The 23,117-nt window shown below is 39.0% G+C and carries 24 protein-coding genes and 1 pseudogene (1 of these 25 running past the window's edge); 20 read left to right on the top strand and 5 right to left on the bottom strand.

The genetic code is table 11. The features are described from left to right. Positions 1-70: 70 nt before the first annotated feature. The 3 genes from L1999_RS16115 (at position 71) to L1999_RS16105 (ending at position 1,589) form a co-directional block, all read left to right on the top strand. Positions 71-979, top strand: coding sequence for a YIEGIA family protein (locus tag L1999_RS16115; protein WP_235739477.1), 909 nt, complete (start codon positions 71-73; stop codon positions 977-979). A gap of 2 nt (positions 980-981) precedes the next feature. Then, the gene (locus tag L1999_RS16110; RefSeq protein WP_235739476.1) at positions 982-1,188 is read left to right on the top strand and encodes a capping complex subunit for YIEGIA; all 207 of its coding nucleotides are present in this window, start codon (positions 982-984) and stop codon (positions 1,186-1,188) included. Between the two features lie 107 nt (positions 1,189-1,295). Further along, on the top strand, positions 1,296-1,589 hold the full coding sequence (locus L1999_RS16105; RefSeq protein ID WP_235739475.1) for an antibiotic biosynthesis monooxygenase family protein: 294 nt from the start codon (positions 1,296-1,298) through the stop codon (positions 1,587-1,589). Positions 1,590-1,726: 137 nt separating this feature from the next. On the opposite strand, the gene L1999_RS16100 is transcribed toward L1999_RS16105, so the two are convergent. Further along, entirely contained in the window at positions 1,727-2,128 is a 402-nt protein-coding gene (locus tag L1999_RS16100; RefSeq protein WP_235739474.1) for a GNAT family N-acetyltransferase, read from the bottom strand. A 117-nt stretch (positions 2,129-2,245) separates the two neighbouring features. Between L1999_RS16100 and L1999_RS16095 the strand changes: the two genes are divergently transcribed. Then, positions 2,246-3,655, top strand: a complete 1,410-nt coding sequence (locus L1999_RS16095) for a MocR-like pyridoxine biosynthesis transcription factor PdxR (RefSeq protein WP_235739473.1) — start codon at positions 2,246-2,248, stop codon at positions 3,653-3,655. Between the two features lie 16 nt (positions 3,656-3,671). Here the strand turns inward: L1999_RS16095 and L1999_RS16090 are convergent, their stop codons facing one another. Continuing rightward, positions 3,672-4,373: a polysaccharide deacetylase family protein gene (locus L1999_RS16090; RefSeq protein WP_235739472.1), complete on the bottom strand. Its 702-nt coding sequence runs from the start codon at positions 4,371-4,373 to the stop codon at positions 3,672-3,674. Between the two features lie 367 nt (positions 4,374-4,740). On the opposite strand from L1999_RS16090, the gene L1999_RS16085 reads away from it, so the two are divergent. The 9 genes from L1999_RS16085 to L1999_RS16045 all read left to right on the top strand — a co-directional run bounded on the left by L1999_RS16085 (position 4,741) and on the right by L1999_RS16045 (position 14,596). Further along, the gene (locus tag L1999_RS16085) at positions 4,741-6,015 is read left to right on the top strand and encodes a DedA family protein (RefSeq protein WP_235739471.1); all 1,275 of its coding nucleotides are present in this window, start codon (positions 4,741-4,743) and stop codon (positions 6,013-6,015) included. Positions 6,016-6,285: 270 nt separating this feature from the next. After that, the gene (nirB, locus tag L1999_RS16080; RefSeq protein ID WP_235739470.1) at positions 6,286-8,694 is read left to right on the top strand and encodes a nitrite reductase large subunit NirB; all 2,409 of its coding nucleotides are present in this window, start codon (positions 6,286-6,288) and stop codon (positions 8,692-8,694) included. Between the two features lie 17 nt (positions 8,695-8,711). Beyond that, positions 8,712-9,041, top strand: coding sequence for a nitrite reductase small subunit NirD (gene nirD, locus L1999_RS16075; RefSeq protein ID WP_235739469.1), 330 nt, complete (start codon positions 8,712-8,714; stop codon positions 9,039-9,041). 32 nt (positions 9,042-9,073) lie between these two features. After that, positions 9,074-9,913, top strand: a complete 840-nt coding sequence (locus L1999_RS16070; RefSeq protein ID WP_235739468.1) for a formate/nitrite transporter family protein — start codon at positions 9,074-9,076, stop codon at positions 9,911-9,913. Positions 9,914-9,931: 18 nt separating this feature from the next. Beyond that, on the top strand, positions 9,932-10,720 hold the full coding sequence (gene cobA / locus L1999_RS16065; RefSeq protein ID WP_235739467.1) for a uroporphyrinogen-III C-methyltransferase: 789 nt from the start codon (positions 9,932-9,934) through the stop codon (positions 10,718-10,720). 231 nt (positions 10,721-10,951) lie between these two features. Next, complete coding sequence (locus L1999_RS16060) at positions 10,952-11,380, top strand: DUF1801 domain-containing protein (protein ID WP_235739466.1); 429 nt, start codon at positions 10,952-10,954, stop codon at positions 11,378-11,380. Between the two features lie 293 nt (positions 11,381-11,673). Continuing rightward, complete coding sequence (locus L1999_RS16055; RefSeq protein WP_098533558.1) at positions 11,674-12,042, top strand: Gp49 family protein; 369 nt, start codon at positions 11,674-11,676, stop codon at positions 12,040-12,042. 286 nt (positions 12,043-12,328) lie between these two features. Next, on the top strand, positions 12,329-13,483 hold the full coding sequence (locus L1999_RS16050; protein WP_235739465.1) for a serine hydrolase domain-containing protein: 1,155 nt from the start codon (positions 12,329-12,331) through the stop codon (positions 13,481-13,483). Positions 13,484-13,564: 81 nt separating this feature from the next. Further along, positions 13,565-14,596, top strand: coding sequence for a DUF3231 family protein (locus L1999_RS16045; protein ID WP_235739464.1), 1,032 nt, complete (start codon positions 13,565-13,567; stop codon positions 14,594-14,596). Positions 14,597-14,658: 62 nt separating this feature from the next. Here the strand turns inward: L1999_RS16045 and L1999_RS16040 are convergent, their stop codons facing one another. Continuing rightward, the gene (locus L1999_RS16040) at positions 14,659-15,543 is read right to left on the bottom strand and encodes a sulfite exporter TauE/SafE family protein (RefSeq protein ID WP_235739463.1); all 885 of its coding nucleotides are present in this window, start codon (positions 15,541-15,543) and stop codon (positions 14,659-14,661) included. A gap of 180 nt (positions 15,544-15,723) precedes the next feature. On the opposite strand from L1999_RS16040, the gene L1999_RS16035 reads away from it, so the two are divergent. Then, positions 15,724-16,155, top strand: a complete 432-nt coding sequence (locus L1999_RS16035; RefSeq protein ID WP_235739462.1) for an RrF2 family transcriptional regulator — start codon at positions 15,724-15,726, stop codon at positions 16,153-16,155. Positions 16,156-16,287: 132 nt separating this feature from the next. Beyond that, a complete protein-coding gene (locus L1999_RS16030; protein ID WP_235739461.1) occupies positions 16,288-16,785 on the top strand; it encodes a GNAT family N-acetyltransferase in 498 nt (165 codons plus the stop codon). Here the strand turns inward: L1999_RS16030 and L1999_RS16025 are convergent. Further along, the gene (locus L1999_RS16025) at positions 16,782-17,339 is read right to left on the bottom strand and encodes a CBO0543 family protein (protein WP_235739460.1); all 558 of its coding nucleotides are present in this window, start codon (positions 17,337-17,339) and stop codon (positions 16,782-16,784) included. The genes L1999_RS16030 and L1999_RS16025 overlap by 4 nt on opposite strands. 315 nt (positions 17,340-17,654) lie before the next feature. On the opposite strand from L1999_RS16025, the pseudogene L1999_RS29645 reads away from it, so the two are divergent. The 5 genes and pseudogenes from L1999_RS29645 to L1999_RS16005 all read left to right on the top strand — a co-directional run. After that, positions 17,655-18,044 (top strand): annotated as a pseudogene (locus L1999_RS29645) (DUF3231 family protein); the annotation flags it as partial. Positions 18,045-18,065: 21 nt separating this feature from the next. Beyond that, positions 18,066-18,596, top strand: a complete 531-nt coding sequence (locus L1999_RS29640; protein WP_275677707.1) for a DUF3231 family protein — start codon at positions 18,066-18,068, stop codon at positions 18,594-18,596. A gap of 110 nt (positions 18,597-18,706) precedes the next feature. Beyond that, entirely contained in the window at positions 18,707-19,909 is a 1,203-nt protein-coding gene (locus L1999_RS16015) for an MFS transporter (RefSeq protein ID WP_235739458.1), read from the top strand. Positions 19,910-20,133: 224 nt separating this feature from the next. Continuing rightward, on the top strand, positions 20,134-21,114 hold the full coding sequence (locus L1999_RS16010) for an aldo/keto reductase (RefSeq protein ID WP_235739457.1): 981 nt from the start codon (positions 20,134-20,136) through the stop codon (positions 21,112-21,114). A 151-nt stretch (positions 21,115-21,265) separates the two neighbouring features. Then, positions 21,266-21,439 carry an asparagine synthase gene (locus L1999_RS16005; protein ID WP_215042268.1) on the top strand — a complete coding sequence of 58 codons (174 nt, stop codon included), beginning with the start codon at positions 21,266-21,268 and terminating at the stop codon, positions 21,437-21,439. Between the two features lie 44 nt (positions 21,440-21,483). Here the strand turns inward: L1999_RS16005 and L1999_RS16000 are convergent, their stop codons facing one another. Then, a protein-coding gene (locus tag L1999_RS16000; RefSeq protein ID WP_235739456.1) for an elongation factor G crosses the window boundary here: on the bottom strand, positions 21,484-23,117 show its 3' portion. It continues 325 nt past the right edge of the window; only the last 1,634 of its 1,959 coding nucleotides appear in the window; its start codon lies beyond the right edge, outside the window; its stop codon occupies positions 21,484-21,486.

Raw genomic sequence — 23,117 nt, 5'->3', positions numbered from 1 at the left:
ATAATTCTTAATATTTTTTCAAGCTTCTCCAAACAATAGTAAAAAAGGGAAAATGGGGGGGAATGCTGTAATGGGTGGTCCGTTAGAAAGGGATCAGGTCGTTCTGATTGTAACTTCGATTATTATTGGAACGTTGGCTCGCATTATCACAATCAAAGAAGATTTCAGACAGTATCCGAGTTATCCGAATGGCTACTTAATCCATTTAGTCTTAGGGTTTGTTGCGGCAGCATTAGGAGCGGTTGCCATCCCGGCATTAATGACAAAAAACTTTATTGCTGTAACGTTTTTAACATTGGCTATCCAACAATTTAGGGATGTCAGGAAATCGGAACGGGAGAGCTTAAAAGACTTAGAAAACACAGAATTTGCCTACCGTGGGGACGCTTATATTGATGGGATTTCAAAAACTTTTGAATCGAGAAATTATTTTTCTCTATTGGTTGCTTTAGGTACTGGCATCACCATTCAACTTGTAGATAGCAAATCAAGTTTAATTAATATTGTTTCGGGTGCCATTGTTGGCTTTATTCTTATTTATGTCTTAAAACGTTTTTCGAAGGGGAAAACGATTGGAGATATTGCGGAAGTAAAAGAAGGGAAAATTGAAGTTAAAAATCATGAATTGTTTGTAGAGGGAATATATGTCTCCAACCTCCTTGGGACAGAAAATGCTTCCAAATTGTTTCAAGAGGAAGGGAGAGCTGTGGTGATTTATCCGAACAAGGAGCATGTTCGTGTCACACTAGAGAATTTTGGTCAACGGCAGGCAGCCCTTTTTGAAGCAACTAAAACATTAGGCGTTAAGCGGTACCATTTTACGCGCAGAGATTTCAACGACGGACGGGTGGTCATTGCTTTAGTTCCAATCATTAATGACATTGATGGGTTAATTGAGGTAGTGAAGAAGACGCCGTTGCTTGAAAGCAGCAAGAAAAGTCCTGCTGTTATGAAGACAAATATGGTGGGGAGGGAATAACAGTGGGACGCGAAGCAGGTACAAAAGTGAATTATGATGTCCTGGCGCTTGTGACGTTGAATAAGGATCGAATAATAGGTGGAAAACAGCTGACCTTGTTGGCAGGCGATGAAGAAGAGCAAAAAACGATGACGGCTGATATTGCTAAAGCACTGAAGGCGGATGTGGTGAAAATGACGTCAGGCGATTATTTGGTTATAAGAGGATAAGTATTGAATTAAAGCCTTTATCTTGAAGTATTGGAGATAAAGGCTTTATTATGATTATATATTCTGCGTATGATAACCATATTGGTTAATAGATAGGGGGAAAAAACATGATCTTAGAAGCTGCTATGCTTCAAGTTAAGAATGATATGGAAAAAGAATTTGAAGAAGCTTTTCGACAAGCATCACTCATTATTTCTTCCATGAAGGGATACATAACTCATGAATTACAGCGCTGTATTGAAGTTGAGGGTAAGTATCTACTTTTAGTGAAGTGGGAAACGTTAGAAGATCATACCGTTGGATTTAGGGAATCCAATCAATATCAAGAATGGAAAAAGCTATTACATCATTTCTATGATCCATTTCCAACCGTTGAACATTTTGAGCAAATCCCCCTTTAAAATTTTAAGAAGGAAATTAGTTACTAAATTTATACGAATTGACTCCTATCAATTTCAAACAAAAAGCCTGCGGAGAGCAGATCTACGCAGGCCCTTTTAATGACTAGTAATCTTCAGGACCTCTTGTATAACAGATTCTATCCCTTCCGTGGGATGATATATCCATTGGTAACTTTATCAAATCCTATATGCGGATAATAGTCCATCGCAGTTGGAGAGGCCAACAACAATAGGGTCACTTCCTCGCCAATTTGTTCTTGTACCAATCTAACTAATTCCCTGCCAATTCCATGATTTTGATACTCCTTATCAACCGCCAAATCAGATAGATAGCAGCAGTAGCTAAAATCCGTAATCGCTCGTGCGACTCCAACCAGTTTATCTAGATCCCAAGCGGTAATGATGAGATCTGCATTTTCAATCATGCGTTCCAAACGGCCTAAATCTTCATAAGGTCTTTTCAGTCCTGACCCTTTAAAAACAACTGATAATTCCTCAGGTGTTAGTTTTGCGTCCACTTTAAATTCTATATTGGTCATCCTTCCTACATCCCTTCCTCGTATATATTTTTGATTATATTTAATAGCTGATATGCCTAAAAGTGTCAGTTATAATATATTTAACCATGCCAGTTTCTTGTTGAAAGGAGGACCCGGATGATTGAGGTGACCGTCGTGTTAGAGAACAAAAGTGGAGAACCCTTATATCTGCAACTCTACAACTATTTTAAACAGGAAATTCAAAGTGGCAGCATTAAACGAGGGGAAATGCTGCCATCGAAACGAAAACTTTCTCTGCATCTTGGAATCAGTCAAAATACAGTTGAAACCGCGTATCAGCAATTAGTGGCAGAAGGGTATGTGAACAGCGTTCCGCGTAAGGGAATCTTTGCAAATGAAATAAATACGGATTTGATTTTAAAACCAAGTAAGGACTCATCAAGAAATTCGAATGTTTTTAAAGAGGAAAGTGAGCCGTATATTATTGACTTTAGCCACGGGAAAATTGCCCTAGAACATTTCCCTTTTACGAGTTGGCGAAGGTTAACCCTACAAAGCCTCTATGAAGAACAGAGTTCTTTTTTCTTAAATGGTGATATTCAGGGGGAGTTACCGCTTCGCGAAGAAATCGCGAAATACGTATATCACTCAAGAGGGGTAAAGTGTTCACCGGAACAAATTATTTTAGGGGCAGGGACGCAATATTTAATGGGATTATTAACGATGATGATTGGCAGAGATGCCATTTTTTCAATGGAAGATCCGGGCTATCATCGAACAAGGGAGGCATTTAAAGATCAAGGGGTGAATTTAATACCTATCCCACTCGATGAAGACGGGATAAGCATGAAATATTTATATGATAGTAAGGCGCAAATAACCTATGTCACGCCTTCCCATCAATTTCCGATGGGCATGGTCATGCCTATTACAAGAAGAATGGAATTGTTAAAATGGGCGGAGGAAAAGGACAGGTACATCATCGAAGACGATTATGATGGCGAATTCCGATATAGAGGTAAACCGATTCCCTCCCTGCAAGGGTTAGATCCGAATGGAAAGGTGGTTTATTTAGGAACCTTTTCTAAATCTTTGATTCCCTCGATTCGAATTAACTATATGGTGTTACCAGAAACATTACTTAAAAAGTATCTCGATCACTTTTCCCTTTATAAGCAGACGGTGTCCCGTTTACATCAACACACATTATGGAATTTTATGAAAGAAGGACATTGGGAAAGACATCTAAATAAAATGCGAACGGTTTATCGGAAAAAACAACAGACATTAATCAGCTCCATTAAGAAACATTTAGGTGACCATGTCAGAATGATTGGGGATGATTCAGGGCTGCACGTATTAGTAAGTGTTCAAAATCCTTTATCAGAAAAAGAATTAATCGAAAAAGCAAAAGAGGAAAAAGTAAAAGTCTATCCAACTTCTGTTTATTATCAAAATTTGAACTCATACAAAGGACCAATGGTCTTATTAGGTTTTGGCGGGCTAGCTGAACATGAAATTGAACAAGGTATTTTATTATTAAAGAGGGCCTGGAACTTATACTAGATTCCAAGCCTTACGATCAATTCATTTTCTGAAGTTCATTTACGGTAACAAATTTGTAACCTTTATTTGATAGTGATTGTAAAATTCCCTTAATCGTTTTTAGTTCTTCACCGGATTTATCATACATGGGGTGAATTAAGATTATGGAACCAGGCTTCACCTTTTTCTCCACATCATTTATTTTATCCTTCGATGAAGAATAGTAACTGTCTGGTTCGATACTCCATGTAATTGTATCTCGATCATGTTTGTTTAAGTAGTAGGGTAATCCAACAAGTTTTTTGCCATTTGGAGGGCGGAAATCAATTTCACCTTGAAAGCCTGTTTGTCGAATTAATTGATCTGTTTTTTCAATTTCCTCTTTAATGTAGGATGGAGATTTAAAAATCATTCGCTGATGAGAATAAGAATGATTGCCAATTTGATGTCCAGCTGCAGCGATTCTTTTCGCTTCAGCTGGATTTTTTTTGATTTCCTTGCCGATTAGAAAAAAGGTTGCTTTTGCGTTGTATGCCTTTAATAGTGGTAGAATGTCTTCTACATTTTTTGTTGGCCCATCATCAAACGTTAACGCAACGACCTTTTGCTTGGTGCTTACCTGGTAGGTTAGTCCCCCGAACAACTGAATAGTTCTGGAATTCATTAATTTATAGGTTCCAAGTAATAAAACGACAACAAACAGGACGATTAAGCTCATTACTGCTAATTTTTTTCTCATAGTTCACCGTTTCTTTTTTAATATAATTTATTTAGGGAAAAAGTCTTCAATTTCATTTGCTAGGGTCGCGGTTTCATTGGACACTAAGCATTTTTCTCACTATATCACCTCTTATCTTTATAGACGAATTTTATAGGTTTTAAGTTCCCTTTCCAAACAATCATTTACTCAATAAAAGTAAATTTTCACATGACCCAATTGGGTATCCTAATATGGTTGGTAAGGAACTTGGCCTTTTTCTTAATAATGGATTAATAATCCGTTAAAATCCGAAATATCTTCCCTTTCCGTGATACATTGTTTAAGAGAAACAAGGGAGGGTAAGTAAATTATTATTAGCCCTTTTTGATACTTTGGAGGCATTTAGATGTCATACTTAATTACATTATTTGAACAACATAGTTATTTGATCTTATTTTTGGGGATTTTTTTAGAACTGATGGCATTTCCTATATCCGGTGAATTTTTAATGAGCTATGCAGGCTATTTTGTCTATCAAGGAAAAATGAATTATCTTTTGGCCCTTCTGACCGTCCTGTTATCAGGCGGAGTTGGGATTACTGCTACTTATTGGATCGGACGAGCAGGAGGATATAAGCTTATTGAAAAATATGGCAAGTATATTCATCTTGGTCCAGAGAGGTATCAAAAAACAGCTGCCTGGTTCGAACGGTCAGGAAGTAAATTATTGATTTTTGCTTATTTCATTCCAGGCATCAGGCATTTTACTGGGTATATTTCTGGGATTACGCGAATGCCCTTTCGAAAATTTATTATTCCAGCTTATCTGGGTTCGTTTTTATGGGGGATCTGTTTTATTACGTTAGGAACTGTGTTGGGACCACGCTGGGAGGTTTTTCACCAAGCGGCAAGAAGGTATTTTATTATTTTTATCATTGTTTTTGCTATAGTGATGGCAGGGTTTCTCGCTTTCCGACTTTATAAAAATAGCATTAAAGAATTCTTTATTCACTTTTTAACTAGTTTAGTGTATCGCCTGAAGACAATTAGAAACACGGAGATTTTTCTCATTTTTTTGACGATCGCCTTAATTGGGTTGGTCGTCCTCATGCTGGGGATGGCTCAAGACTATTTATATGATAAGTTTACACCGTTCAATGAACTGGCTGAATATCTGGTTCATACCACTGTTTATAGGGGCTGGCTCAAGGTATTTTTAGTTTTTCAATCACCCTATGCAGTAGGAGTAATGATAGCCGCCGCTATTATCCGTATCTGGCAGAGAGACAAGAATAGGCTGCTAGAAAACCTTCTTCTGATTGTTTCAATTTTAGGGGTAAGAATCTTTCATGAAACAATCATGCGAATATTCTCGAAACTGGAAATTACAGGGTTTGTAGGGAAATTCCATTCGGCAAATTTTCCAGATATTAATGCTGCTCTATTAATCGTATTATATGGTACTACTATATTCTTATTGGTCCGTCACTCGAAAAAGAATTACTTTCCTATCAGTATTTCGATTATTGGAGTCATCATATTAATTGGTACCGCTGGGGCCAATCTTGAAACGACCCATGTCCTTCCGAGTGATATCATTGGGGGATATGTCTATGGCGGAGTCTGGATGTTTTTTAACTTTTTGTTATTTGAAATGTTTCGGCTTATGGTTGAAAGGTAACCAAATAGTATTATTTGTCTCAAAAATCTCCGCCTCGAAGGTGGAGATTTTTTCTTTCATTTTATCATCTCCTGATTGAAGCGAATGAAATCGTAAAGAAATTTCAATAAAAAATGTAACCGTTATTAATGCATTAGATACAGGATTTCCTAAAGCTTTAGAGTTTTAAAGCAATAAAATAGCGTGATAGAAAATCTTCCAAACTTATGTTATTAAAGCTCCCACCGTGATATAAAATACACATGCAACAGTTTAGGGAGGGAATTACACTTGATTAAACAAAAACTATTACTTGTAGGAAATGGTATGGCAGGGGTTCGTGCCATTGAAGAAGTGCTGAAACTTAACCGGGAAGATTTTGAAATTACGATTTTTGGAAGTGAACCACATCCAAACTATAACCGAATTCAGTTATCAACGGTTTTACAAGGAGGTACTTCCGTTAAGGATATCACACTAAATGACAATCAGTGGTATGAGTACAACGGAATCACTCTTTTTACCGGGGAAACGGTTGTTTCTATTGATAAGGAAAGACAAGTGGTTATGACAGATAAAGGAAGAATCGAACCGTATGACAAATTGATCATTGCAACCGGATCAAATCCGTTCATGCTGCCGTTACCAGGGGCAGATAAAGAAGGCGTGACGGCTTTCCGGAATATCAAAGACTGCGAAAAAATGATTGAATATTCAAAACAGTATAAAAAGGCTGCCGTTATTGGTGGAGGACTACTTGGTCTTGAAGCTGCTCGTGGATTATTAAATCTAGGGATGGAAGTCGACGTCATTCACATCTTCGACTACTTGATGGAACGACAATTAGACCGTACTGCAGGGAAACTATTACAAACGGAACTAGAAAAGCAGGGAATGAATTTTCTACTAGAAAAACATACCGCTGAGATCCTCGGGAAAAAACAGGTAACAGGCATCAAATTTAAAGATGGCAGTAAGATTAAAGCCGATTTAGTTGTCATGGCGGTTGGAATTAAACCTAATATAGAATTAGCTCAAAAAGCTGGTCTATCGGTAAACCGCGGAATAATCGTAAATGATTATTTAGAAACGGATACTCCTGATATTTATGCAGTCGGGGAATGTGCAGAGCATCGCGGTACGGCCTATGGCTTAGTAGCACCTCTTTATCAGCAGGCCCAAGTGTTAGCAAAGCGGATTTGCGGAATAGAGGAAGAAGGTTATCAAGGTTCTGTCCTTTCAACTCAACTAAAAGTATCAGGTGTTGATGTATTCTCATCTGGAAAAATCAATGAGGATGAGGATACAAAGGTATATAAAATGTACGATGATTGGAGCGGGGTTTATAAAAAAGTTCTAATCGAAAATGGGAAAATCGCTGGCGCTGTACTGTTTGGCGATACCAAGGATGGGAATCAACTGTTAGGTCTCATTAAGAAAGGTGCAAGTATCGAGGAGTACTTAGAGACCTCAAAAAGTCAATCGTCAGAGGTTAGTATTGTTGCCGAGATGGCAGATGAAGAAATCATTTGCGGCTGTAATGGTGTCAGCAAAGGTACCATTGTGGAAGCGATTCGAACTCAAGGTTTAACTTCGGTCGACCAAGTAAAGGGCTGCACCAATGCTTCCCGTTCATGCGGCGGTTGTAAATCATTAGTGGCCGATTTGTTAGCCTGTACACTAGGTGACCAATTTAAAGCGGATGAAAAAGAAGCGATTTGTAGCTGTACAACATTATCCCGCGATGAAATTGTGGAGGAAATTCGTGCGAAGCGATTGACATCTATCCGTGAAGTGATGAATGTCTTAGGCTGGAAAACAGATGGATGTTCCAAGTGTAAGCCGGCCCTTAATTACTATCTGGGGATGATATATCCAACAGAGTATCAGGATGAGAAAGAAGCCCGCTTTGTAAATGAAAGGCTGCATGCCAATATCCAAAAGGATGGCACTTACTCAGTTGTACCGAGAATGTATGGCGGAGTAACGACGTCTGATGACTTGCGAAAAATTGCGGACGTTGCCGATAAATACGAAGTTGGCACCATCAAGATGACTGGCGGTCAACGAATTGATTTACTCGGCGTGAAAAAAGAGGATTTACCAAAGATTTGGGCAGAACTTGATATGCCATCTGGAGCGGCATACGCGAAAGGACTTCGAACTGTAAAAACTTGTGTTGGTGAAAGTTACTGCCGCTTTGGTACACAAGATTCGATTGGCTTAGGAATCCGATTGGAAAAGAAATTCGAAGGCTTAAACACTCCTCATAAAGTAAAAATGGCGGTCTCCGCTTGTCCAAGGAACTGTGCCGAAAGCGGGATTAAAGACGTTGGCGTTGTTGGTACGGATGGGGCATGGGAAATGTATGTAGGCGGAAATGGCGGTACCCATCTTCGTGCAGCAGATTTGTTGTTCAAGTTCAAAACGGATGATGAGCTTGTCGAAATGATCGGGGCATACCTCCAGTATTATCGTGAAACAGCTAATTATTTAGAAAGAACTTCTGCCTGGGTGGACCGACTTGGACTAGATCATATAAGGGAAGTCCTTTCGGATGCTGAAACGGTAAAAATGTTGAACTTCCGTATTGATGAAGCACTTTCGATTGTTCAAGACCCATGGAAAGAAGCCATTGAGAATAAAACACTTTTAAGATACCTTTATGAGACGGTAAAAATTCCAACAGGTGTTAAATAGAAGGGGAGTTACATTTTATGGAAGAGACAATTAGACGCATTTTTATAGGAAGTATAGATGATATGCCGAGGAAATTAGGAAAAACAACTGTTATTGGCAATATGGAAATTGCTGTTTTTCGATTAGAGAATGGAGACATTCGCGCCATTGAAAACCGATGCCCTCATAAAGGGGGCGTCCTTGCGGAGGGGATCGTCAGCGGAGAGTTTGTATTTTGTCCCATGCATGATTGGAAAATTTGCGTAACCGACGGGAAAGTTCAAGCACCTGATGTAGGATGTGTCAAATCCTTCCCTGTAGAGGTTATTGAAGATCAAGTGTTTATTTTAATAGATGAAGAGAAGTAGATACTCTTTGCATTGTGAAAGGAGTGAAGTTGTTGTCATTAGTTAATCCTAATCAAGTAATTGAAAGTATGATTCAGTCCGGGGAAGCCAAAGCAAAATTACCTGTTAGTGATCTATTAATCCGAGGAGCGCTTTCTGGTGCTCTGCTTGGATTCGGTACCACATTAGCCTTTACAGCCGAAGTGCAGACGGGAATGGGGATTGTTGGGGCAGTGCTATTTCCAGCGGCCTTTGTGATGATCATTCTACTCGGGCTAGAATTGGTCACAGGAAGTTTTGCGCTCCTTCCTGTGGCTGTCTTGGGGAAAAAGGCTACTGTCGGTCAGATGATAAAGAATTGGTTATGGGTGATTGTTGGACATATTCTAGGAAGCATTTTCTACGCACTTTTATATATCATTGCTATTACTCAACTGGGGCATGTTAATAACAGCCCGGTCGCAGCGAAAATCATTGCGGTAGCAGAAACCAAAACATTGGGTTATAAGAATCTCGGCACAGACGGATTAATTGTTGTTTTTGTAAAAGCAATGTTATGTAATTGGATGGTTACTCTGGGGGCAGTTATGGCCATGACCACTAAGTCGGTCGGCGGAAAAATCGCTGCCATGTGGCTGCCAATCCTAATCTTTTTTGCACAAGGGTTTGAACACGCGGTTGTTAATATGTTTGTGATACCAGCAGGTATGATGCTTGGTGCAAACGTGACATTAGCTGATTGGTTGTTATGGAATCAACTTCCAGTAACGGTTGGAAATCTCGTTGGAGGATTTCTATTTACAGGCTTAGCCTTGTACTTAACACATAGAAAAACAGACTCAAAGATGATTTTGGAAGTACCAAAAACAGCGAAAACAACAGCAAGTCGGTAATAGTAAGGGGGCGGTTATATGGGGAAGGCCTATATCGTTGGAGCAGGTCCTGGTGACCCGGAATTAATTACGGTAAAAGCACTAAAATGCATCCGAATGGCAGATGTCATTCTTTATGATCGTCTCGTGAATCCAGATTTGCTAACTGAAGCAAAGCGAGATTGTGAGATTATCTTTTGTGGAAAACAACCCACACATCATACAATGAAACAGGAAATTATAAATGATTTGTTAGTTCAATTTACGAGCCAGGGGAAAACGGTTGTTCGTTTGAAAGGTGGAGATCCATTTGTATTTGGCCGGGGTGGCGAAGAGGCGGCAGCTTTAGCGGAGAATGGATTACCGTTTGAAGTGGTTCCTGGTATTACAGCCGGGATTGCGGCACCTGCGTATGCGGGAATTCCGATTACACACCGGGAATATGGCAATTCATTTGCTGTTGTAACAGGCCATTGCGCCAAAGGAAAACCTACCGACATTGATTGGGAAAGCTTGGGGAAAGCCGTTGATACGATTGCGATCTATATGGGGATTGGCAACCTTTCATATATTTGTCAGCAGTTGATTAGCCATGGGAAAACAGAACATACACCTGTGGCGGTAATTGAGCAGGGGACTCGGGTAGAACAGCGAACGGTTACAGGTACCTTGGATTCTATTGGAGATATTGTTGAAAAAGAGGGCGTGCAGAACCCGGCCATGATTGTGGTAGGTGACGTGGTCCGGTTTCGTGAAAAATTGCTTTCGTTACAAGGTGATGCTTCGGTCCCTGATATTGTCACAAGTGAAGAAGTAATGGCAATGTAATAGGTAGAAGAGTAGAGGAGAAAATCAAAAATTTTCTCCTCTTTTTTGTTATGTGAATCATACCTTTTTGACTTTTGGTTAATTTAACAGACATTGGAAATAACTTATGTTGACAGAAAAACAAAACAATTAACATATGGTATTTAAAAAAATTAACTAAATAAAGGAAATTAAACTTTTACATTGAATTCTTATGAAAAACCAACTGCATCGATAAAGGGAGTGTTTTAAATGTATGAACTGAAAACCAAAGAAACCGACAATAGTGTCATGGAGTTTATCGAAAATGTGGGTCACCCCAAAAAGCGAGAAGATGCCTATCAACTACTTGATATCTTTACTGAAACGACCGGATATCAAGCAAAAATGTGGGGACCGAGTATGATTGGTTTTGGATCTTACCATTATAAATACGCTTCAGGCCATGAAGGTGATGCTCCACTTGTTGGCTTCTCACCTAGAAAAGCAAAAATTAGCCTATACTTTGCTCCAGGTGAAACCAAACGGGAAGAACTTTTAAAAGACTTCGGTAAACATACTTCCGGGAAAGGCTGTGTGTATATTAATAAAGTAGCTGATATAGATATCGATGTTTTAAAGGAGTTAATTAACCAATCTGTAATATTTTTAAAAGAGACCTACCCAGATCAGCAAAGATAAAAAATGTACAAGTATTAATTTTATTTTAAACATTTATTAAATTGGAAGACTGAACTGTTTCATCCATATATCTAAAATCTAAATTAAGTTGAAGAAATGTGGTTTTTTAAGTTATACACATTCACTACAAATTCTTTCTGTTTTAACATATCGAAGGTAGGAGATTTAGTCCAGAAAGATTAAATTTCCATTAAACTGTCATTTGTGTGTTAAATGGCCATTATGTTATATGAAATAATTGCATTGATTAAAATTAGGAACAAGTGTACACAGTTAAAAAGGGGATGGCGTAAATGGTGATTGAAAGTATTTGTCCTAAATGTGGAGAGATTAATCAAGTAAAAGAAACTGGCGAAAAACTACTTTTCGTAAAGTGCAAAAACAACCATTTTTATGACCACGTTGTAATCCCGTACTCCAGAATGGCTGAGCTCAAAGATGATAAACGGAGGAAGCTCGAAGAAATGATTGTTGAAAAAAAGTTTCATCGTATGAGCGATAAGTCAACTATATGTCTGTTAATCTTCGAAAATGGTTATGAAGTAGAAGGACGCTCAACGGTCCGAGACAAAGCTGATTTTCGCATGGTAATTGGCAAGGATAAAGCTTATGAACAAGCATTGAAAAAGGCTATGGTTGCACTCGGTGCGTATCTAGTATAGGAACTAAATAAGGTTTGGTAGTTTTTTATAATTCAATGTCAATGGTAAGAAAGAAGAAATTAAATGAAGAACTAATTTTTAATTGGGAGACCATCTTTAAGGATGGTTTTCCACTGTTAAATTAAATGATTTCGTAAAATCTTTGCATGTTTGCTGTTGTTATCAATCACTTCTTCTGCTAACTTCCGGCTCTTTGGATCTAAAAAAGAATGTGATTAATAAATCTATTAATATACAAATAAATAAGTTATCATTATAGTAAATGATTACCAAAAGGAGATGTACAATGAAACCGATTGAGCATTTACGACCATTATTAAAAAGTTTTTTAGAAAAAGGACCAGCGGGATGTGCATGTTCTGTCTATCATCAAAATGAACAAATCTTTGAAGACTATGTCGGTTATGCTGATCCTGAAACAAAGAAACCAATTACTCCTGATACCATTTACCGCATTTATTCGATGACAAAGGTAGTTACTTGTGTTGCCGCATTAACGTTATATGAACGGGGATTGTTTCTATTGGAGGATCCGCTCGAGGAATACCTCGCGGAGTTTAAGAACCCTCAAGTGTACCGTGAAGGAGAAAATGGAGAGATTCTTGTAACACCTGCTGCCAAATCAATTCGTGTCAAAGACTTGTTCACCATGACTTCCGGATTAACGTATGGAGGAGATGCGAATGAAACAGAACGACAAGTCAAAAAGGCAATGAATTTGTTAGAATCAGAAGGTACTTTTTCGGTCAGGGCATTATCCAAAGCTTTAGCCAATATCCCGTTAGCTTTTGATCCCGGAACACAATGGCGATACAGTCTAAGTCATGATGTACTCGGGGCATTCATTGAAGTGGTATCAGGAAAATCTTTTGGGCAGTTTTTACAGGAGGAAATTTTTCAACCGCTTTCAATGGAAGATACATTTTTCAAGATTCCTGCCGATAAAAAGGAACGTTTATCCAGTTTGTATGATTGGAAGGAACCAGGAAATCTGCAGAAAAATGATAAAATGGATGCTGAATTTCAACCAGGTACGCTATTTGAAAGCGGGGGTGGGGGTCTGTTGTCGACTTTGAATGATTATAGCCGCTTTGCTCACATGCTGGCAAACAGGGGTACCCTCGATGGTGAACGTATTCTCGGAGCTAAAACAGTCGAATTAATGAGCATGAATCACCTTCAGCCAGAGCAAATCCCTACCTACAACTGGGATCACTTGAAGGGTTATGGCTATGGTTTAGGGGTAAGGGTGATGATGAATCCATCACTTGCGGGGAGCAATAGTTCGATTGGTGAATTTGGCTGGATGGGAATGGCGGGAACCTGGGTCATGATTGATCCAAAGGAGCAGCTTTCTGCTGTTTATATGCATCAGCTATTGCCCAATTTTGAAACCTACACTCAGCCTAGACTGCGTAATGTCATTTATGGGGCACTCTAAACCAGGTTTATAACATTATTTCGGAATAGTTTTGTGATGAATTGGTAAAAATAGGTTTATAATTGGTAAAGGAAGAATGTTATGGACCCAACCCGTATTCAACTTACTGCCTCTGAAATATCAAGTCTTTGGACTCAATATATGTTTGATTCGATGTCTATTTGTTTTATTAAGTATGCATTAGAACATCTCGAGGACCAAGATATTATTGAGATTTATCAATTTTCGCTTGAGCTTTCTGAACGGCATGTTCAAAAAGTAGCGGAGTTTTTTAAAGGTGAGGATTATCCGATTCCACAGGGGTTTTCAGTTCAAGATGTAAACATTAAAGCTCCACGTCTGTTTCAAGACCCTTTCTACCTTTATTATATGTATATTATGTCTTTGCAGGGACTGACAGGATATTCCCTTTCTGTTGGTACTTCCATCAGAGCGGACCTGCGTAAATACTATATCGAATGTAATAAAGAAACCATGGATCTTTTTGAAAAAACAATCGACACGATGCTATCAAAAGGGATTTACACTCGGCCGCCTGTTATAAGTCCACCTGAACAAATTGACTTTGTTAAACAACAAAGCTTTTTAACAGGCTGGTTTGGGACAAGGCGTCCATTAACTGGGATGGAAATAGGTGATATAACCTTTAATTTGTATAAGATGCACCAGCATGTTGCTTTAAAGGTTGGTTTTAGTCAGGTGGCTGAATCTAAGAATGTCCGTCAATTCATTAAAAGAGGGATGGAGATTGCAAATAAGCATATCTCTACGTTTGAAAGGGTTTTACGTGAAGAGAAACTAAATTATCCGATATCGTGGCAATCACAAGTAACGAACTCAACCATCTCCCCTTTTTCAGATAAATGGATTATGTATCAAATCCTCTTGTCAACCCAAGTAACGATTGCTTTTTATGGATCAGCTTTGAGTGTTACGGCTAGGAGAGATCTAGCAGAAAAATATATTGGTCTTACAAGTGAATTAATCATATATGCTGAGGATGTAATGAACCTGATGATTGATAACGGATGGTTAGAAGAACCTCCGAAGGCGTCTGATCGCAGAGCTCTTACTCAAGGGAAAAAGGAAGGTATGGGCGAAGAAGGAAAATGAATGGATGGCAATCAACAAAAGACCCATCAGAGTGGAGTAAACTCAGTATGGGTCTTTTTAGTTTACTCAGCTATTTGTTTTTGATAGCTGTTTCTTTTGATTTTAAGACTTACATTAATCACTGCAGCAAGCCAAAGGACGGACAAAATTATATACGTGAAGAGACTTATTATGTGTGAAGCTTCTAATGCCCCTAAAAGCGTTCTAATATTAGTGATGATAATAATTCCGCCCACTAGCGTTCCTAACAGGTTCGTTGGAATGATTTTAACTAAAAAGGCAGCGATTGGAGCAGCGATGATACCGCCGATCATTAAGGCAATCACCCATTGAATATTTATTTGAGTCCATCCTAATGTTAATAAGAAGCCTAATGTCGAGGAGATCGCAATCGCAAATTCACTTGTATCGACTGATCCAATGACTTTTCTTGGCTCCATTTCGCTGCTGGTTAACAAGACCGGTGTGGCTATTGGTCCCCAGCCGCCGCCGCCTGTGGCATCGAAAAATCCAGCGATAAAGCCGAGAGGAATCAATTGCTTTTTTCCTAATTTTTTACCCGAAAATTTATTAGTTGGATTAAATTTAAACAAAAACCGATAAATCACATAAACACCTAACATGAATAGAAAAATGGATACATAGGGCTTAATAATATCCCCTGGGATACTGCCTAGAAAACAAGCTCCGAGAAAGGCCCCGATTGAGCCAGGGATGATTAATTTATAGACCACGCTTTTATCTACGTTTCCAAACCGAATGTGAGATACACCTGATGCTGCAGTTGTTACAACCTCTGCCATGTGGACTGAGGCCGAAGCGACAGCTGGGGCGATTCCAAACATAAGCAATAACGAAGTGGACGTAACTCCATAGGCCATCCCGAGAGATCCATCTACTAACTGCGCTGCTAGCCCAATTAGGGCAAGTACGACTAACCTCCTCATAAAAAAGCTCTCCTTTTTATATATTTCCTGAATAGACTAGTTAAGAGGAATAAATAAACTCATTGTAATTGTCGACTAATCCAATCAAGTTTCTAACTTACGATATGAACGGACAAAATTTTGGGTTCTTTTTAATAGTAAAAATGGGTAATTGCCTAGATATAGAAGGAGCGGGGTAAGATGAAAATTTCCAGTCGGGGAGAATATGCCTTACGGGCACTGATTTGTTTGGGGAAAAATGAACATGACCTTACATCCATTGGGGACATATCAGATAAAACGTTAGTTCCGATGAATTATTTAGAACAGCTTCTGCTTCAGTTGAAAAGAAATGGCTATGTGCAAAGCAAACGAGGGGTGAACGGAGGATATAAGCTGAGTAAAGCTCCTAGTGAAATTATCATTGGTGAAGTGATTCGTAATTTAGAAGGACCCTTGGCCCCAATGGGGTGTGTTAGTATTACTTCCTATGAGAGCTGCCCCCTTGAGGAGGGATGTCAATTAAAACCTTTATGGGCTCTTGTTCGGGATACAGTCGCAAAGCTATTAGACCAAACAACCTTAAAGGATTTATTGGACGGGAATGGATATGCTCTTGACAAACTAGTTTAGAAGCTTGAAAGACTTTTAAAATGACAGCTAAAAGGTGGTTAAAAACGAAGGGAGGAATACTTGTCATGGAGTAAAAACCAGCGGTAAAATGGATTGAATCTAGTAATTATTTTCAATCTTGGAGGAAACATCATGGTGCAAATACGAAATGTTAAAAAAGAGGATTTAGCTGATTTAGTTACCTTAGAAAATAGCTGCTTCTTAAAAGCGGAGGCAGCGTCAGAAGAAGCCTTTAAAAAGAGAATCGAAAATATACCGGATAGTTTTTTTGTGGCGGAAGAGGAGGGGTCCATCGTAGGTCTCATCAATGGACCTGTAATCGAAACTGCCTACATCACTGATGATTTATTCAGTGATATCAAAACCAATCCGAATACGGGTGGACATCAAAGTGTATTAGGCTTAGCAGTGTCTCCTGAATATCAAAATCGAGGGATTGCAGGAGCGTTACTTGCACAGTTAGAAAAAGCCGCCGAAGACAAACTTCGTGAAACCATCACTCTAACCTGTAAAAAGGATTTAGTTGGCTTTTATGAGAAACATGGATACGTTAATCAGGGAGTTTCAAACTCCGAACATGGTGGAGTAACTTGGTACAATATGACTAAAAACTTGAGTTATGACTGCTAGTTAAAGATTGTTACCCCCGCATACACACCAGCTAAAAATATCGATACGATGACTATGAGATGGAAGATAATCCAGCCCCATCGCCCATATCGAAACGAGTCGGAATCAATCGGCTTTCGTAGTGGTGGTGGGACTATTTTTTCTCCAAGTAGTTCAAATAACAAAAAATAAAGCCACCACAAAGTATAGGAGTCCCAAAGATCCCATTCAGGTTTGAATTCAAAAATAGCTGTATGCTTTAAAATAACCTCCCCTGTTACCCCGATATGCACGATGGCCCAATAAAAGGGAACCTTCCAAACCCAAGTCTCTGGGCTTTTCCTCACCCCGAACAATACTCCAAATGGAAAAACTGTCGACACCAACCCATACGGAATTAAAAGATGGCCATGTAACACATTCATAGGGAATGAATAAAAACCAACGTAGGTAAATACGTAACACAATAGATTAGCCGCAGCAGCACTGACTAAATAAAGGAGCCCATATTTCTTCCAGTCGAATTTAATGAAATAAATACATCCGATTAAACAAACTATTACCACTATCAACATAAAAATAGATTCCCTGCTCACACTACAACCGCCTTAACCATGATGGATAACTTAATTTATACCCCCGAAATAGTATCTCCTTACTATCCGTTTTTAGCAGAAACGGCATGAAATAAACTAGATTACTTTACAAAAAATGGAATACGGGATGAGAGCAAAGTAAATAATATAGCGGAATGTTTTATTATCGGGATATAAAAAATGGCTGTTCCCTTAATCACACGAGACTTTTGTAAGGAGGACGTAATGGAAATCAACCATAATATCAAATTGACTGGCCCTGAAATTACAAGCTTATAGACACAATATCAAGCGGATTCATTAAACCTACGTGTTAATACCTATATGCACCATCACTTAGAAGAAGAAAATGAAGCCATAAAGTCGATCTTTCAAGACGCGATTGCCAGTTCGGAAAATAACCTTCGGGAGATAGAAAGTTTCTTTAATAGAATACATTACCCTATCCCTCAAGGGTTTACAGAACATGATGTCAATAATGATACACCAAAGCTGTTTTCCGATCATCTATGTCTAAAATATCTCCATGAAATGACGATACATGGTCTTTCCGCCTACTCTGTCGCTTTGACCGTTTCTACCTGTGGGGAGATGAGGAAGTTTTATGAAGATAAAATCCATGACACCATTAAACTATACAATCAAACGATTGATGTATTGCTAGAAAAAGGTCTATACCACAGGCCGCCCTATCTGCCAATACCGGTGGGGATCGATTTTATTAAAACAGTGAATTTCTTTGATGGTTTCTTTAGTGACCAGCGGACCCTAAACGGACAAGAAATAAGTAATGTTTTCTTTAATTTGAAAAAAAGTATTATCACAAAAGCGCTGATAACAGGCTTTTGCCAGGTGGCAAGCTCCAAAGAGGTACAGAAAATCTTGAAGAAAGCCTTGGGAATTAAGCAAAAACATATTGACTTATTTAGTCGAATTTTAACAAAAGATCAGCTCCCGGCTCCGCCATTATGGGATTCTGATGTAACAGATTCTACTGTTCCTCCTTTTTCAGATAAGTTAATCATGTACCTGACAGGATTCCTATTTGGAACGGCGATTGCCTATTATGGTGCGGGGCTGGGTACGACTATGAGATCTGATTTGGTTTTAAATTATGAACAATTTATTCTAGAGGACCTTAAATTTGCCGAGGATTGGACAGACTTAATGGTCAAAAATCAGTGGTTAGAGCAACCTCCAAAAGCAACAGATAGAAAAAAACTATCGGAAGGTTAAATTTTTATTTATTTCCTTTTTCGAATATTTCGGTAGTGAAAATAAATTTATTTTATGGTAAGATGGCACATATGAAATGAAATTATAGGCTTCATTGGAGATGGATAAGCATGCTATTGTGGAAACGTAATTTATGGGTACTTTGGATTGGAGTCTTTTTTACAGCAGCAAGTTTCTCCATGGTCATCCCTTTCTTGCCGATTTTTCTTTTGCAACTAGGAGTTCATCAACACACTGAAATGTGGTCAGGGTTATTGTTCAGTTCGGCTTTTTTTGCCGGCGCACTTTCCTCGCCATTCTGGGGCAGGATGGCGGACAAATATGGTAGAAAACCGATGATTGTCCGTGCTGGTTTTGTTCTTTTTGTTATTTATACGTTAATGGCCTTCGTCACAAATCCTTATCAGATTTTGGGCTTAAGGATCCTTCAAGGATTGTTAAGTGGTTTTATTCCAGGAGCGATTGCGTTGATTGGGACTAATACACCTGGAAACAAAGTGGGGTATGCGCTATCGATGATTTCCACTGCTTCCGCATCCGGAAGTATCATTGGACCGCTGCTAGGCGGAGGGATTGCTGACTTAGTCGGAAATCGCTGGGCTTTCGCTAGTGCCGGTATCATTGTTTGCTTGTCGACACTGTTAATCATCTTTTGGGTGGTAGAGGAGAATTTTACCCCAAGTAAAGGGAAAGGTTCCGTTAAAGCGGACTTTAAACTAGCAATAGACAACCGGCCGTTTTTATTAGTGCTGATCCTAACTCTGGTTACTAGTTGTTCTGTCATGACGATCGAACCGGTACTCCCTTTGTATATTGTCAAATTGGGTGGTTCTTCAGAAAATGCATCCTTCTTAGCAGGGGTCGTATTTTCTCTACCTGGGATTGCAAGTGCCTTATTTGCCCCTTTTTGGGGAAAATGGGCTGATAAAGTGGGGTTCCAACGAGTTTTATTTATCGGACTGCTCGGTGGCGGCATTGGCACATTAGCTCAAATTGTTTTTACGCATATTTGGGGCTTTTCAATGATTCGTTTTGTTTACGGAATTTTCTTCTGTGCCGTGTATCCTGCCTTAAATGGACTTGTTGTCAAGTCAACTGCTGAAGATTTCCGAGGAAGGGCGTTTAGTTTAAATCAAACGGCAAACCAATTAGGCGGAATGGTCGGTCCTTTGATTGGCGGTTTTCTTGGTGGAATATTTCCCGTCTACAGTGTGTTTATCGTCACGGGTGTATTACTTTTGATTGCAATGGTAACCGTCTATTTGAATGCACGTGACTTAAATAGTCCAGTAAAGAGAAAAGCTGTTTCTTAATAATTATTTAGGGGTAAGCAAGAAAAAGGGTCATCTCAGTGGTGCCTCTTTTTTTATTCCGTTTTTTCAACGTATACCCTTTAATTAAAAAAGGTATCTTTGATAGAAGAAATTCTAAGTAAGCATTATACTTTAGGTACGGCAAGAATATAGTAAGAAGTACGTGAAAGCAGTGATTAAATTCTTATTTAACATATTACAAAAAGAAAGGCAGGTACATAAAGATGGATTATGTAAAACTAGGGAATACAGGGATGGATGTTTCCCGTCTTTGTTTAGGCTGTATGAGTTTTGGGATACCGGAGCGAGGAAATCATCAATGGGTGCTGGATGAAGAGAAGAGCCGTCCAATTATTAGAAAGGCACTCGACTATGGTATTAATTTCTTTGATACAGCGAATGTATACTCAGATGGGACAAGCGAAGAAATTGTGGGCCGGGCTTTAAAGGAATTTGCTAACCGGGATGAAATTGTGATCGCAACTAAGGTTCATGGTCAGATGCATAAGGGACCTAATGGGGGCGGGCTCTCTCGTAAGGCGATTATGAGTGAAATTGATCATAGTCTTAAAAGACTCGGCACGGATTATGTGGATCTTTATCAAATTCACCGTTGGGATTATGACACCCCTATAGAAGAAACGATGGAAGCACTGCATGATGTTGTAAAGGCTGGAAAGGCTAGATACATTGGCGCTTCGTCGATGTATGCATGGCAATTTCTGAAATCATTGCATATTGCTGAAAAAAATGGTTGGACAAGATTTGTCTCGATGCAAAATCATTTAAATCTTTTGTATCGTGAAGAGGAGCGAGAAATGCTGCCACTTTGTAAGGAAGAAAAAATTGGTGTCATTCCGTGGAGTCCGCTCGCGAGAGGGAAGTTAACACGTGACTGGGAGGAAACAACCTCACGTTCTGAGACAGATGAATTTGGGAAAACCCTTTATGCCGCAACTGCTGAAGCAGACAGTCTTGTAGTGAACCGAGTGGCGGAATTAGCTTCCAAACGGGGAATACCTCGGGCCCAAGTCGCGCTTGCTTGGGTATTGCAGAAAGAGCCTGTTACTGCGCCGATTATTGGTGCGATGAAAATGCTTCATTTGGAGGATGCTGTCGGAGCACTTTCTGTAGAGTTAACACCAGAAGAGCTTTCATTTTTAGAAGAACCATATGTTCCTCATCCTGTCTTGGGCTTTAAATAATCCTTAACTATCCAACTATTTGGATGGCTTGGACAAAAATAGTACGTTAAAAAATCCTTGTGCAGCGTCGCATAAAGTATAATCCTATTATTGAAGCAAACAATAAGGTTGGTGTTATTTACACCAAATTGAGGATGTGGAGGGAGATTACATGAACGTACGTGAAGGCTTAATTCCAACTGCTTTAGGGACTGCTGTAACCGCAACTGGTTATGCTCTTAAGCAGAAACGAGGAACCAATAAAATGATCGCAAACACTGTATTCGGATTTGGTTTAGCACACGTTGTCTTAGGTGTAATCGACCTTGTAGAACATCGTCATTAAAAAAGAAGGCGCAGCAGAAAAAACTGCTCGCCTTCCTTTTATTTTTAATCGTCTAAACAATGCATATAAGCTTCTGCTTGATCCCATGTAACGGAATAACCTTGACCTTTGGAACAGAAAATAGATGTTGAGGTGTATTCCGGATCGGCATCCTTATTATATTGAAATCTTTCAATGACTTCTTTCTGGTTATGGCAAGGATAATACCCACCAACCACTAGATTCAGGCTTCCTTTCCCTTGAGTAAGAGAAGCAAACTTAGGGCCATAGTTCATAAAGGTGGCTACCGGTACTTTTCCAGTTAGAAAAACCTTGTTTCCCTCTGTAATAGGAGTGTGAAAGCTTCCATGTGCTTGTTGAAGATCTGTCAGAACTTTACCCATATGATCTAAATCTACTTTTATCTTAAAAAAGTAAAAGGGTTCAAGCAAGACGTTTTCCGCTTTTTCTAAACCTTGCCGCAATGCACGATAGGCTGCCTCTCGAAAGTCGCCGCCAGAAGTATGTTTGTTATGTGCTCGACCGGTAATAAGTGTGATTTTAATATCTGTGAGAGAGGAACCAGTTAATATCCCATGATGTTCTCTTTCAAATAGATGTGATTGAATGGTATTTTGGGTTCCAACTGTCAGGTGATCTGTATGGCAGATACTTTCAATAAAGGTGCCGCTATTTCTTTGAGCAGGCTCAAGTTTAAGATGTACTTCAGCATAGTGACCTAATGGTTCGAAATGGCCGTACCCCATAACCACTGAATCAATTGTTTCTTTATATAATATTTCTGGTTCTCCGAAATTGACGTTAAGGTTAAATCGTTCCTTCACCACTTGCTGGAGGACCTCGAGTTGAATGATCCCCATTACATGAATATGAATTTCCTGTGACCGTTCCTCCCATGTAACGTTAAGTGCTGGATCTTCAGCATTAAGAATAGTAAAAAACCGTAAGACTTCTTTTACATTGAAGCTGGAGTCATGAATAACTTTAGATTTCAAGGCTGAGATCATTTCGAAATTTGCTTTTTTCATTAAAGTACCTAATCCATCTCCGGCCGAAGCTTCAGTGAGACCTGTTACAGCAAATAAGTCCCCTGCCTCAACCTGATCAACAGTTTGAAATTTAGTGCCGTTGTATATTTTTATTTGGGTGACTTTTTCATGAACACTTTTGTCTTGTGAATTATAGGCTATTTCGTTGCGCACTTTTAATGTTCCGCTTAAAGCTTTAATAAATGTAGTTCTCGTTCCTTTTTCATCATAACGAATTTTATAAACAGTTCCTGCAAAAGGTTTCTCATTGGTAAAACTAGTTTCGGTCAATTGGTTGACTTTTTCTAAAAGATTCTCGATGCCGGTACCCTGAAGGGCCGAACCGTATGTACAAGGGAAAATTTGATTGTTTCTAAAGAGTGTTTTCATGGTGCTGAACCATAAATCAGGATGATATCCATCTTCCATGTATGTATTTAATAAGTCTTCATCCCGTTCTGCGATACATTCAATCAGTTCTTCACTCATAATATTCTGAATCAACGTATTTGTAATATCACAAACATCCTTTGTTAATTGGGTTCGAATTTCTTCTATTATTCTTAATGGATCTGCACCAACTCGGTCTATTTTATTAATAAAGAAAAACGTTGGGATCTTATGCTGTTGGAGAAGCCTCCAAACAGTTT

This window comes from Neobacillus drentensis (assembly GCF_021560175.1).
In the GTDB taxonomy this organism is placed as follows: domain Bacteria; phylum Bacillota; class Bacilli; order Bacillales; family Cytobacillaceae; genus Neobacillus; species Neobacillus drentensis_A.
Note: the sequence above shows the minus strand (reverse complement) of the source record. Positions and strands in the feature narration are given on the sequence as shown.